The sequence below is a fragment of the Carboxylicivirga caseinilyticus genome (assembly GCF_050589785.1).
GTDB lineage: Bacteria > Bacteroidota > Bacteroidia > Bacteroidales > Marinilabiliaceae > Carboxylicivirga > Carboxylicivirga caseinilyticus.
Genome location: NZ_JBNGOX010000031.1, coordinates 1 through 12,951, shown reverse-complemented (window position 1 = coordinate 12,951; position 12,951 = coordinate 1). Strand labels below are relative to the sequence as shown.

The window sequence follows — 12,951 nt, the reverse complement described above, 5'->3', positions numbered from 1 at the left end:
TTTAAGAAGAGTATTCTTATTTGATCAGGAATTTTCAAAATGTGAATTCAGCGCCTAATGAAACTCCAAATCGTTGATAAGGATTCGAATCAGTATAGCTTTTTAGGAAAACATTATAATAAGGAGTTAGCGTTAAGCCACACCAATTTGTCAGTTTATATTTTGAAATCATTGATAGATTAAGACCAACATTTTCGGTTGGATATTCATCCTGAGGATAAATATTATACAGTTTATAGTTTGAATCTCCATTATCTAAAAAGTTTTGATAATCTGCCTCTACAACAAATTCTCCAATCAAACCGGGAGATGCGAATAACTGAAATTTACCTTTCTGGTAAATCTTGTAATCATAGTTTAAACTCAACTCATAACCATAAAGAGTTACTTTGGTATAATTCATATCATAATTTGCGGGCCATTGTGATCCGTAATATTTCTGCAAGTAACCAGCGCCAATTCTTATACGATGTTTATCACTCAAAAAATAACTTACATCTAACCCATACGTAAATTGATTTGTAATACCATAAAATGAAAAACCATTATAATCAGATGATCTGAAACCATTAATTGTATTACCGGTTCCTGCATGCAAACTAACAGACAGTTTGCCCTTTTCGGTCTCTTGTCCGGATGAGATGATTGGTAAAGCGATTATCAAAATCATCCAAATATTCCTTTTTTTAAGCAAATTCATTTCTAATAATTGTTTCATAGTTGATAATTATATTTCATCATGATTAATATGATGTTTAAAGCCGAAGTTTAGAACATTAGTGGCTAAACATCATGCTTATTCTATGAAAGCAATTATTTATACTATACAATACTACTTTTTATCATTGTATGATAAAAAGCAGTTCTATATGCTCAAGAAGTTAGTTTGAATACAAAAAGGAGCTATTAACTTATGAAATAAGTCTGTTAGTTTATAAACACCACAGCGAATTTATCTATATGCTAATTGATGAATATTAACCAATATTAAAGACCAGATTAGAATACAAAGCAAATAAATTACTGCTTTTAACTACCTATAATTCTTCGCCCAATCTGATAATGAACTCAGCCAGTTCTTTATTACTAGCATATAAAATACCGGTATGATTCATATAGGCAGATTCCTTGCGGTTAAGATCCATCTTTTGACCTTTACTGTCACTCACCCATGCCGAGATACTATTTCCAATTGCAACAGTAGCAGCAAAGTCCCATATACTTCCTCCTCCATTACCGGGTTTTGGATATTTAAAATAACAGGCATCAGAATGTTGAAATACACTAATGGCATTTACAACTGCTCCTGCTCCACTAATCACTTTAAATCCTCTTAAACCGATGCTTTTTGCATAGTTATCCATCTGACGGAAGATTAAGTAATATTTAGGATGTCGTAAAAAACTCTTATCACAATATAGACAAAGTTTCTTATCAGCATTTTCAGCAACCGTTAAGGACGGTTCCAATGATGAAACCAAGGTATCGGTAAAGGGCATATATATAACTCCTAAAACCGGATCTCCTTGCTTTGAAATAAGTGCAACAGATACAGCATAACCAGGATATCCTTCGGTGAAAGCCAAGGTTCCATCCAGTGGATCAACACACCAGAAGTAGTCTTTTCTGAATCGACTTTTATCATCCTCAGACTCTTCACCCAACCATCCCAAATCAAATTCAACAATCGTTGGCTGAAGCTTCTTCAATATAACATCCTGAGCTTTTAAATCTGCCTCAGTTAATACTTGAGAAGCCACACTATGCCCACCTTTTTTATCATTCAAACGTTTATGGGTGTGAACCATACTTTGAATGATCTTACCGGCTTCAACAACTGCTTCTTTAGCAATATTATTTAAATATTCAAGTTGATTCTTGTCTAACTGCATTATATTGTCACTCTTAATTCTTTAATTACTTTCCGGGCCATTTTTTCACTATAACTATTAAGTTTCCAGTGATCCGGACTCCAGCCCTTCAAAAAACGATGAAAGTCTGTCCAGGCATATGGGTATAAATCTCTCCATTCCTTTTCCAGCTCCTCCACATCTTCTTCGCTTCCTATATCGATCAACGCTTTCTTTAATTGATTAAAATAATAATTCAGCAAAGGTTGTTCGTATCTTTTACACTCTTCTTCATAAATACAACTTCCAATAAAGTAAGCTACATCTTTCATTCCACAACCACCACCAACATATTGAAAATCCACTGCCGCCACTTCATTTGTATCAGAAAAACAAAAGTTCGCCAACTTAGCATCTCCGTGTACAAAAGTTCTATAGCGACAATCATTTAATTTCTGATCCACCAAAGGGGCTGCTTCTCTTAACAAAGGATCATCCATCACTTCCAGTTCATCGGGACGTGTTGCCAAATGCCAATACGTACCAACCTCCCATAATCCTTCAGGCTTCTTATTTAAAAAGGTTGCATGAAAATAAGCGAGCCAGCTTAAACATGCTTCCATTTCATTTATATTAACTGAGTGCTTTCGCAATGGAAATCCTGAGAAATCCAAATCCTCCAATACAATCAGCACTTCATTCTCCAACTCTTCGTTATAATAACACTCCGGCACCTTGCAATCTATACGGCATCCCACACTATAGTACTTGTACCAATGCGTTTCAACTTCATATGATTTCACTTTGCGTTGATGTGAGAAATCAGTATTCCAGCCTCTAGGATGCTTTGTTGAGTCAGGCAACTTAACATGCTTCACTATAATACTTTCCTTATCTGCTCCTTCAACTTTATAGCGAACAATTTCACCATAACCACTCCATAAATTCTGGATCACTTCTTGTCGGATAATTCTTTGAGCTCCTATATTTTGGGCAATTCTCTTTTCTAACGCAATATCCATAATCCACCAAATTAACAACAAATATAAAAAAGATCAAAGCAATAATTGACCTGTATTATTAATCATTTGGCCATTGTGATGACTTTGTCTATTAACTAAGTGACAACACTTGGTAATTTTTTCCTGTTTCTGATTTTACTGTAAGAAAAAGGAATTAAACTCATTATAATAAATAACGCAACCAGCGAAACAAAAAATGGTAGATAAGTCAATCCAAAAACTATACCTATAATAGCGCCAGTAATAATCATTGTAAAGATCATCCTTGCAGTATAACCACCTTTTTTCATGGAGTCATAATGAACTGAAAATGGTAAAGGTTGTTTTTGAATGGTAATCCCGGCTACCGCCCATAATAGATTAGCGGAAGCACCAATTAATATATACACAACTTCTTTAACACCCCATATATAAAACACCAGCATACTTAGAAAAAAATACACAGGTACAAAAAACTTAAATATCAACAACTTCAAAGCACCCGAATGCAGATGATTTACATTTTTAATTTCAGGAATATTATAAATCCATGATGCCTGTGGAGTATTTGAAAAAGAAAGAAGGCTCACTGTTACAATGCTCACTACTCCAACAAATATTAAACCCAGATATTTTTGAGAAGAAGCTAATTCAACCCAGAAATTATCCATATTTTTCATTGATGGTATCAACATTACAACTGCTATTATAATTGCATAAGCTATAGAAGGGTAGGCTTGTTGTTTAAACTTACGATCGCGTTTAGTAACATTATTGGCAAATTCCCATCCTTTCTTTTCCATATGAGAAACACAAACAATATTACTCCACCATTTCAAATAGCCACTTCTTTTTCCTTCAACATTTTTTATTTTCTCCTTCTTACCACTGAAAACACTATTTTGGCTTAATACAGTATCAAAATCATTAGAAAGTAATCGTATTAATACAACAGCCCCAACAATTGAAACCAATAATGCCAATATTGACAGGATAACATTATTTATATCCAACCCAGAACGAAATAAATCAGCCAGGCCGGCAAACCAAACTGGTGGTATTAAATATGTCCACCAGGTCATAGAGAGAGTAATTTCGCCTATTCCTTCAATATCAAAGATTCTTGGTAAAATTTGGTAACCTCCAATTATTACAATTGTCAGCCCTATCTGAATGTAATTAATAATATCCTTAAACCTTTCACCATTAACGAGTTTAGCCATTGACATATAAAAACCAACCACTATCATCAAGGTAAACCAAGATGCCAGAAAAACACTTACTAAAAAAGGTATCGCACTAATTCCATGTTTTATCACAACAAAACCTGAAACAGGTATACTTAACGAAAAGGTTATGATTGAAATATAAGTCATGATATGAGCTAACCTTGTCACTAATAAGGTTCGTGATGAAACCGGACGTGACAGTAATATGTAATTCTCATTTTCGTCAAAGAGAACACTGGTAAACTCCACCAACATGGTTGATCCGGTCATAACCATAATAACAGCAAAAAACAATGAATATGCAACTATAGGGTCGTTTAATGTAAACATCATTGGCAGCATCATTAAACCGATTAATCCATAAAGAAAAATCTGTTTTCCAAAGGTTTGCTTCTTACCTGATGTTTGCAGACTATTAGGCGTACGACGAAAATCCATTTTCATCTTTATTGAATACAAAGCAAAAAAGTGATCTGCATTCACACCTAAAACCTTCAAGAGTGGTACTAATATAAACTTCTTAATCATTGCTGTTTAATTAAGAGATTCGAATAATGCATTAGTCTCTTCTACATTTTCGGTACTACCAGTAAGTCGGGCAAAAACCTGTTCCAACGAAGAATTATCAAGCTTCAACTCTTCAAAAGTACCGTCGGCTATTACTACACCTTCATTAATCAGTACAATGCGGTCTGAAATTTTCTCTACAACATCCATTAAATGCGAACTGTAGAAAATGGTTTTTCCCTGAGCAGCCAGCTTTGTCAGCATCTCTTTCACCAGGATAACAGAATTGGCATCCAGTCCAGACAGTGGCTCATCCAGAAAAAGAATTTCAGGATTATTAATAACACCAGCTATAATTAAGATTTTCTGACGCATTCCTTTTGAAAAGGAATCCATTCGTTGATTGGCATGCTCCGACATACCAAAAAACTTAAGAAGACTTTCTATCCTTTCTTTTGTTTTATCTTCAGGAATTTCAAATAGAGTAGACAGTAAACCAAGATATTCATTGGGCGTAAGTGTTTCATAAAGAGCAGAAGTCTCGGGAACATAGCCTATTTTTCGCTTAATCTCCATCTCATTTTGCTTGAGATCAAGACCATTAACTAAAATTTCACCTTCAAAATCCTTCAATAATCCACAAAGAATTTTGACAGTTGTGCTTTTACCGGCACCGTTTGGACCAATATATCCAATAATCTGACCACCTTTAATCTCGAGATCAATCCCTTTTAAAACTTCTTTTCGTTCGGAGCCTTTACCATAGGATTTTCGTAATCCTTTTAGTACAATAACAGATTCATTCATTAGGGTTAAGATTTACCATTAGATTATAAAGATAAAAAAAGGGTACTTATGAAAGCACCCTTAAACAGTATTTAAATAATTTCTTAAGTTTTATACTCTTTCTTCATCCTTCTTTAGCGAAACTTTCAGAATAAAATACCCGGCAAACCCAGCAATTATAGAACCAACAAAAATACCAATTTTTGCCTGATTAAGTAATCCCGGGGCATCACTAAACCCTAATGATGCTATAAAGATAGACATGGTAAAACCAATACCACCTAAAAGTGCTAATCCAAGAAAAGACAACCAAGATGAACTCTTAGGTTTTACAGCAAAGCCTAAACGTACAGCAAGCCATGAAAAAAGTGTTATACCAATGGCTTTACCAAAAACCAGGCTAAAGGCAATCGCTAACGATAAGGAAGTAAAAACCTCTTCTCCACCCTCATGAGTAAACAAACTCACACCCGCATTAGATAAGGCAAAAACTGGCAAAACAAAAACTCCTATAAATCCATGAAACTGATGCTCTAAACGTTGCAATGGGCTTTGTACCTTATTTACACTATAATCAACATCATTAATAGCATATAACTGTTCATCAGTCAACACCCGATAATTAGAACTCCTTTCAGTATTGGAAAAACGTTGCAAACCAGAACTAATTCTAGAAACAAATTCATCCACCTTTACCTTTGGACGTGCCGGAATAGTAAAGGCAATTAACACACCTGCAATCGTACAGTGAATTCCTGAACCTGGGCCATCAACTCCTGACATTAGGAAAAAGTACCAAATGATGAATCCTACAAAAGTGTATAACTTTAAATTCTGTATATTTCTGAGATTTGCAATTACCAAAATAATTAAAAGACCGGCGGCAATCATCAAATAAGTCCAGTTAAGATCTCCACCATAAAATATAGCAATAACCAACACAGCACCTAAATCATCTACAATAGCTAACGCAGTTAAAAAAACCTTTAGAGCTAAAGGAACCCGTTTACCTAATAAAGCTAAAACACCGAGCGAGAAAGCTATATCAGTAGCCATTGGAATACCCCAGCCATCGGCAGCTCCACCTTCAAAACCAAAAGAAAAATAAAAAATAATGGGTATAATCATTCCACCTATAGCGGCAAATATCGGCAATGATGCCTGCTTTAATGAACTTAGCTCTCCGGCAAGAAATTCGCGTTTAATTTCAAGACCAACAACAAAAAAGAAAATAGCCATAAGACCATCATTAACCCAATGTTGAAGTCCTAAACGTATATCAAAAATTTCTGACTCGATAGTAAACAAACTATGCCAAAAATGGTCATAACTCTCATGACTTATGTTAGCCCAAATAATTGCAGCAAATGTAGCCAACATTAATAATGCACTACCACTGGTTAAAAAACTAATAAATTCTTCAAACGGATTACTGGCCTTAGTTTTCGAGTCTTGATTCGTCATGATTAGAATTTTAAATTTGCTTCATGTAATTTATTAACGGTGCCTACATCAAACCATTTATCACCCTCGCTTATTTGATAACCACCAATTTTATATTTATCAGCCAAACTCAGGTATGCTTTCACAATAGAGAATGGTCTTTCCTCTCCCATAGCTTTAATAAGGTCAGGTTCTATCAGATGAACACCACAAAAACCTAATTTATGTTTAACCTTTACATCATTTACTTTAATAACCTCTCCGGATACTGTATTCTCCCATCCAGATAAATTAAATCCTTCGTCAAATAATAAATAACGTGATGTCTCCCGCTTTTTCACCATTAAGCTTGCGCTGTTTCCTGCTTTATTATGCGAATGTATAAACTTTTTAATATTAGTTGAAAGTAAAATATCAGCATTTTGAATCAAAACGGGCTTTTCAGGTATAAACAACGACTTAGCTTTTACCAAACCGCCACCGGTATCAAGTAATAATTCTGATTCATCTGATATAATAATTTCCGCCTCCCATTGGTTACTATTTAGATAATCTATTACCTGCTGTCCAAAATGATGCACATTTACTATAATTCGCTCAGCACCAGCATCAATTACATTACTTATAGCGTGCCACAACAATGGCTTACCTCTAAAATCAACCAATGCCTTTGGCGTATTATTTGTTAAAGGCTGCAGGCGTGTTCCTAAACCTGCAGCAAAAATCATCGCATTCATGCAGTATCTGTTTTTTGAATACCTATGTCAATAAAAATAATTTACTGATCAAAGGTACACAAATTAAGCATCTGCTTTTATTTTGCGGGGCTTACACAGTTTATCTTCTTTTTTTGAACTGGCCCCACATTTTTTACATTGATACTTGTGAGAATCTTTGACCTTATTAGGTTCATTCTTATCCTTACACTTTGTTTTAGACATTTTTTTGGTTATTTACGCTTCATATCCTGTTCAACGTGCTTTAACTCAACTTTCACCTTGTATTTGTTAAGTAAATGTGCACTTAATTGTTCAGCACTAAAAACTGATCGATGTTGTCCACCTGTACAACCAAAATTTACCATTAAATGTTTAAATCCACGAGCGATATATTTCTCTACAGATTTATCAACTATTGAATAAACATCGTTTAAAAAAGCTGCCATCTCTGGCTCTTTACCGAAAAAGGCAATCACTTCTTCATCTTTACCTGTCTTATCGGCATATTCAGGATACCTGCCCGGATTATGTATAGCTCTGCAATCAAACACAAAACCACCACCATTACCCGAAATATCAACAGGAATTCCCCTTTTATACGAAAAGCTGGTAACCCTGACTGTAAGCATTTCTTTATCCTGAGAGATATTAATTAATTCCTCCGACTCGGTCACATTGGTTAATGCCGCAAATAGCGTCGGCATCTTTTCTTTAAAATCAATAATTGATAGCAAATATTTTAGATTTTCAATAGCATAAGGAATACTTTTCAGAAAATGCTCCTTCTTTTCGTAAAATCCCCTGAAACCATAAGCACCCATTGCTTGCATGATACGAATCAATACATATCCGTAATAATGCTTTTTGAATAAATCCTTATCAATAGTTTTAACCTTGCTTAATTCATCAATGTAAAAGTCGAACAATTCTTTTCTGACTTCATTTGGAATATCTGCCTTAGCATCAAAAAGTAGTGAAGCTACATCGTATTGAAGGGCTCCTTTTCGCCCCCCTTGATAATCAATAAACCAGGGTTCATCATCCACTACCATAACATTACGCGACTGAAAATCGCGATATAAAAAGTAATCCTGATCTGCTTCCATCAGGAATTTTATCAGGTGATGATAATCATCCTCTAACAATTGTTCATCAAAAGGAATACGGGCCAGTTTTAAAAAGTAATATTTGAAATAATGTAAATCCCAAAGCATCGACTGCTTATCAAATGCTTTGCGCGGGTAACAGTTGTCATAATCCAATCCATCATTTCCATCTATCTGAAAACGAATTAAACTCTTCAAAGTCTTTTTATAAAAAGCCGTTAAATCCTCCGGAAAATCATTACCTTTTCTTATACCCTGCAAAAAAGCATAAAGTGTAATATCACCCAGATCCTCCTGCAGGTAAACATTATGATTTAAATCCTGACCATAAATCATAGGTACCGAAAGCCCTTGCTGACGGAAATGATTAGAAAACTCTATAAACGCTATATTTTCTTTTTGATCAGAATTATATACGCCCATAGCAGATTTTTCCCTGCCTGAAATTCTGTAATACTCGCGATAAGAGCCGGATGGTGGCAACATAATAAACGAACGGGCCTCTTCTCCGGCCCATTTCTCAAACATATCAATTAATAAGAGCTTTGTATTTTTCTCCACGTTGCTTTTTTCTTTAATTCGGAAAGTAAGAAATTTTTATCCATGTAAATAAAATTACCAGCAATAATGCAGGTAACATATTCATTATCTTCAGTTGTTTTATTTCTAATATATTAATTCCTAATCCAATTAGCAAAATACCTCCAACAGCAGTTAGTTCAGAAATTATTTGCTGAGCCATAAAATCTCCAAGCCAATAGGCCAATAATGTAATTCCCCCCTGATAGATGAGCATGGGAACAATTGAAAATGTCACTCCTACTCCCATTACAGAAGCCAGGGCCATAGATGAAAATCCATCCATCATTGATTTTGTAAACAGAATTTCTGAGCCGTTACCCAAACCTTCATCTATAGCTCCAAGTATTGTCATTGCCCCCATACAGAAAAGTAGAAATGAGGTAATCAGCCCTTCAGAAAAATGAGGATTCCCTACCTTAAGAATTCTTTTTATTTTGGCCGACATACGTTCTGTGCTTTCATCTATTCGCAACAGTTCACCAATTATTGTTCCGATTATCAGACTAAAAACGATCACCAGCATTTCAGATCCTTTTAATGCCATGACAATACCAATTACGATGGTAAAAAGACCTATTGCCTGAAAAACACTTTTCACAACTCGTTGTGGTAATCTTGATCCTACGACCATCCCAATCGTACTTCCAATGAGTACCGCTACTATATTTACCAGTGTTCCCTGAAGAATCATCTTGAATAATAAATTTTTATCGCATAAATGTAATTAATAGTTTGAAGGTAGAGGATAATTGCAACAATCTTTATGATTCAATTTTATTTTCAAAAATAAATGTGTGGCTTATCAAAACTATGTTACATCAAAATCTTATATCTCACCTTTATAACATTCAATAAAAAATAAAGTTAGCAAACAGACAGCTATAAGTGATAAAACTCAGTTTTTTAAAGCATTGAATATTCGGCTAATAATTTATATTTGTTACCTACCTAAGAAGAAGTTAAACTGAATTAAAATCTAAGATTATGACCAATAACATGACTCCTGCAGACTATATCAAAAGGGAGGACAAATATGGCGCACATAACTATCATCCACTTCCCGTTGTGCTTGAAAAAGGTGAAGGTGTATTTGTTTGGGATGTAGAAGGGAAAAGATATTTCGATTTTCTGTCAGCGTATTCTGCAGTAAACCAGGGACACTGTCACCCAAAAATCATTAAAGCACTTACTGATCAGGCACAGTCTTTAACTCTAACATCACGAGCCTTCTACAGTAGTGTTTTAGGCGAGTTTGAAGAGTATATCACCAACTATTTTGGATATGACAAGGTATTACCCATGAATACAGGTGCCGAAGCAGATGAGACAGCACTGAAACTCTGCAGAAAATGGGCTTACGACAAAAAAGGTATTCCTGAAAATCAGGCTAAAATAATAGTATGTGCCAACAATTTCCACGGACGCACCATTACTATTATATCCATGTCAACTGATCCAGATTCTTACAAGGGATTTGGTCCGTACACTCCAGGTTTTGTTACAGTTCCATACAATGATCTGGATGCTCTGGCTAAAGAACTGGAAGATCCTAATGTAGCAGGTTTTTTGGTTGAACCTATTCAGGGTGAAGCAGGTGTATTTGTCCCAGATAGTGGATACCTGAAGAAAGCCTACGAAATGTGTAAGGCAAAAAATGTACTTTTCATGGCTGATGAAGTACAAACAGGAATAGCAAGAACCGGTAAACTACTGGCATGTGACCATGAAGATGTACGTCCGGACATTCTAATTCTTGGTAAAGCCATTTCAGGTGGAGTATTTCCTGTTTCAGCAGTTCTTGCCGACGATGATATTATGTTGGTAATTAAACCTGGTGAACATGGTTCAACCTACGGAGGAAACCCCTTGGGATGTAAAGTAGCTATTGCAGCCTTACAAGTTATTAAAGATGAAAAATTGGCTGAAAATGCAGAGCGACTGGGCAAAATCTTCCGTGAAGAAATGAGCAGTATTCAATCCGACATGATCGAGTTGGTTAGAGGTAAAGGATTATTAAATGCTGTTGTAATCAAACCTAAAAATGGTAAAACAGCTTGGGATGTGTGTGTTGCTATGAAAGAAAATGGTTTGATTGCAAAACCAACACATGAACATATTATTCGGTTTGCACCTCCATTAGTTATTAATGAAGAGCAACTGCGCGAAGCTATTGCTATCATTAAAAATACAATTGCTCAATTTGAGTAAATAATTCCGTGTTACAATTTTCTTAAAATGGTGCTGACATTCAGTGCCATTTTTCTTAGAAATTCAGTTGTTCACATCCCTCTTTCAGACGCTGAGTAACAGGTAAACCCATCGGTTTAACTTCAAAACCCAAACTTCTTAGTTCATCTGCTACGCCATAAATATCTGCACTATTAAAACAAGTTTCAATTTTAATTCCATCAATATTTATTGGTAGAACCTTTTCATTTACTGTTTCATCTTCCAAAAGCAACTTAGCAGATGAACCCAGACAATCAGATTTACTATGTCGAACTATATATTCTTTTCGGTTGCATGAGTCTCCTAAATAAACAATTTTATAGTAATTTCAGGATCGAGACCACTCAAGTTTACCATTAACTCACCCAGCTTTTCACCTTATTAAACTTTATGATTACCTCTAATATAGCTTATATTATCAAAAACAATCAACCATTTTATTTCCTCATCATATATATAAATACTAAATTTAGGTAAGCTAGACCTAAAAAAATTAAATTTGCTAATATGGCGAGTAAAGAAACATACCTATCACTACTTAAAGAACAATTGCTTTTGATAGATCAAAAAAGCTTTGATCTTAATTCATGGAAAAAAGCCACAGCATTAGTCATAGAAGCGTGTTTTGGTATAAATTCACCGCATCTTAAAACTATTGAGAAAATCAATTACGAATACAATAGTTGGGTTCTTAGAGATGAATCAGGTGTAACCGATCCCGTTAAAACCGAATGTAAAAGCATTCTTAACATCATCATAAAAGAACTTGAAATTAGTGATTTAAGTACCGATCAAACAGACAATGATAAAAATTTAAGTTTTGTATGGTTACCTTTTGAAGATGAACTGACAGGAGCAGCATCGAAGAAACTGAAAGCTTTAATTACGGATTCAAAGACTTCGAAGCAGGATATTGAAAAATTTTTAAAAGATTTGCCCGGACAAACTACTATTGACATACTAAATGCTATCTTAACATCATCAGAATTTAAGATCTGGCTTAATAAAAAAGGATAAATTGGGCAATGATTACATACGCATATATTGATGGCATACTTCATGTTACACCAACGAAAGATATTTATTTTAAAGATCTGGTGAGTTTTTTGGAAGACTTTTCTCAGTTGGATAATTTACCGGCTAACGTTAAGATATTATATGACTTACGTGATGCCAATGTTTTCCTGCATTTGGAAGAAATAAGTAAATTATCAAATCTGGCTGAAAAGATGACCTTGAATGTAAAAACCATTCGTACAGCATTTGTTGTTGAAGATCCTAAAGCTACTGCATACACAATGCTTTACTCATGGATGCCCAAAACAAACCGGCTTAAACGTGAACATTTTTCTACCGAAGATGCAGCCGTTTTATGGCTTCACAAAGAAGAATAAGCATTAATAAGAAGAGGGTGTCCAAAAAGTGATTCTGCAAATAAGGAATCTTTCAAATTGTAACTTTACTTTCATTATACCCCACCAAACCTCCCCTAAAAGGGA

13 protein-coding genes are annotated in these 12,951 nt (G+C 34.8%); 3 read left to right on the top strand and 10 right to left on the bottom strand.

The genetic code is table 11. The features are described 5' to 3' along the window. Window positions 1-34 precede the first annotated feature (34 nt). The 9 genes from ACRD62_RS15235 to ACRD62_RS15195 form a co-directional block, all read right to left on the bottom strand. Window positions 35-718: a porin family protein gene (locus tag ACRD62_RS15235; RefSeq protein WP_430820969.1), complete on the bottom strand. Its 684-nt coding sequence runs from the start codon at window positions 716-718 to the stop codon at window positions 35-37. 319 nt (window positions 719-1,037) lie between these two features. Beyond that, window positions 1,038-1,892, bottom strand: coding sequence for an inositol monophosphatase family protein (locus tag ACRD62_RS15230; protein ID WP_430820968.1), 855 nt, complete (start codon window positions 1,890-1,892; stop codon window positions 1,038-1,040). Continuing rightward, entirely contained in the window at window positions 1,892-2,872 is a 981-nt protein-coding gene (locus ACRD62_RS15225) for a phosphotransferase (RefSeq protein WP_430820967.1), read from the bottom strand. Before ACRD62_RS15225 ends, ACRD62_RS15230 begins: the two co-directional genes overlap by 1 nt. Before the next feature lie 95 nt (window positions 2,873-2,967). Then, on the bottom strand, window positions 2,968-4,608 hold the full coding sequence (locus tag ACRD62_RS15220) for a hypothetical protein (RefSeq protein ID WP_430820966.1): 1,641 nt from the start codon (window positions 4,606-4,608) through the stop codon (window positions 2,968-2,970). A gap of 6 nt (window positions 4,609-4,614) precedes the next feature. Further along, window positions 4,615-5,394 (bottom strand): ABC transporter ATP-binding protein, encoded by a 780-nt coding sequence (locus ACRD62_RS15215; protein ID WP_430820965.1) that lies wholly within the window; start codon window positions 5,392-5,394, stop codon window positions 4,615-4,617. A 90-nt stretch (window positions 5,395-5,484) separates the two neighbouring features. Continuing rightward, on the bottom strand, window positions 5,485-6,837 hold the full coding sequence (gene nhaA / locus ACRD62_RS15210; protein ID WP_430820964.1) for a Na+/H+ antiporter NhaA: 1,353 nt from the start codon (window positions 6,835-6,837) through the stop codon (window positions 5,485-5,487). A gap of 2 nt (window positions 6,838-6,839) precedes the next feature. Then, window positions 6,840-7,553, bottom strand: coding sequence for a sugar phosphate nucleotidyltransferase (locus ACRD62_RS15205; protein ID WP_430820963.1), 714 nt, complete (start codon window positions 7,551-7,553; stop codon window positions 6,840-6,842). Window positions 7,554-7,765: 212 nt separating this feature from the next. After that, the gene (locus tag ACRD62_RS15200) at window positions 7,766-9,202 is read right to left on the bottom strand and encodes a RapZ C-terminal domain-containing protein (RefSeq protein WP_430820962.1); all 1,437 of its coding nucleotides are present in this window, start codon (window positions 9,200-9,202) and stop codon (window positions 7,766-7,768) included. A gap of 13 nt (window positions 9,203-9,215) precedes the next feature. Then, entirely contained in the window at window positions 9,216-9,914 is a 699-nt protein-coding gene (locus ACRD62_RS15195; RefSeq protein ID WP_430820961.1) for a DUF554 domain-containing protein, read from the bottom strand. A 293-nt stretch (window positions 9,915-10,207) separates the two neighbouring features. Between ACRD62_RS15195 and rocD the strand changes: the two genes are divergently transcribed. Next, on the top strand, window positions 10,208-11,431 hold the full coding sequence (rocD, locus tag ACRD62_RS15190; RefSeq protein ID WP_430820960.1) for an ornithine--oxo-acid transaminase: 1,224 nt from the start codon (window positions 10,208-10,210) through the stop codon (window positions 11,429-11,431). Between the two features lie 55 nt (window positions 11,432-11,486). Here rocD and ACRD62_RS15185 read toward each other — a convergent pair whose 3' ends face one another. Beyond that, window positions 11,487-11,678: a hypothetical protein gene (locus tag ACRD62_RS15185; protein WP_430820958.1), complete on the bottom strand. Its 192-nt coding sequence runs from the start codon at window positions 11,676-11,678 to the stop codon at window positions 11,487-11,489. Between the two features lie 281 nt (window positions 11,679-11,959). On the opposite strand from ACRD62_RS15185, the gene ACRD62_RS15180 reads away from it, so the two are divergent. Continuing rightward, the gene (locus ACRD62_RS15180; protein WP_430820957.1) at window positions 11,960-12,469 is read left to right on the top strand and encodes a hypothetical protein; all 510 of its coding nucleotides are present in this window, start codon (window positions 11,960-11,962) and stop codon (window positions 12,467-12,469) included. Window positions 12,470-12,477: 8 nt separating this feature from the next. After that, the gene (locus tag ACRD62_RS15175) at window positions 12,478-12,846 is read left to right on the top strand and encodes a hypothetical protein (RefSeq protein ID WP_430820956.1); all 369 of its coding nucleotides are present in this window, start codon (window positions 12,478-12,480) and stop codon (window positions 12,844-12,846) included. Window positions 12,847-12,951: the final 105 nt, after the last annotated feature.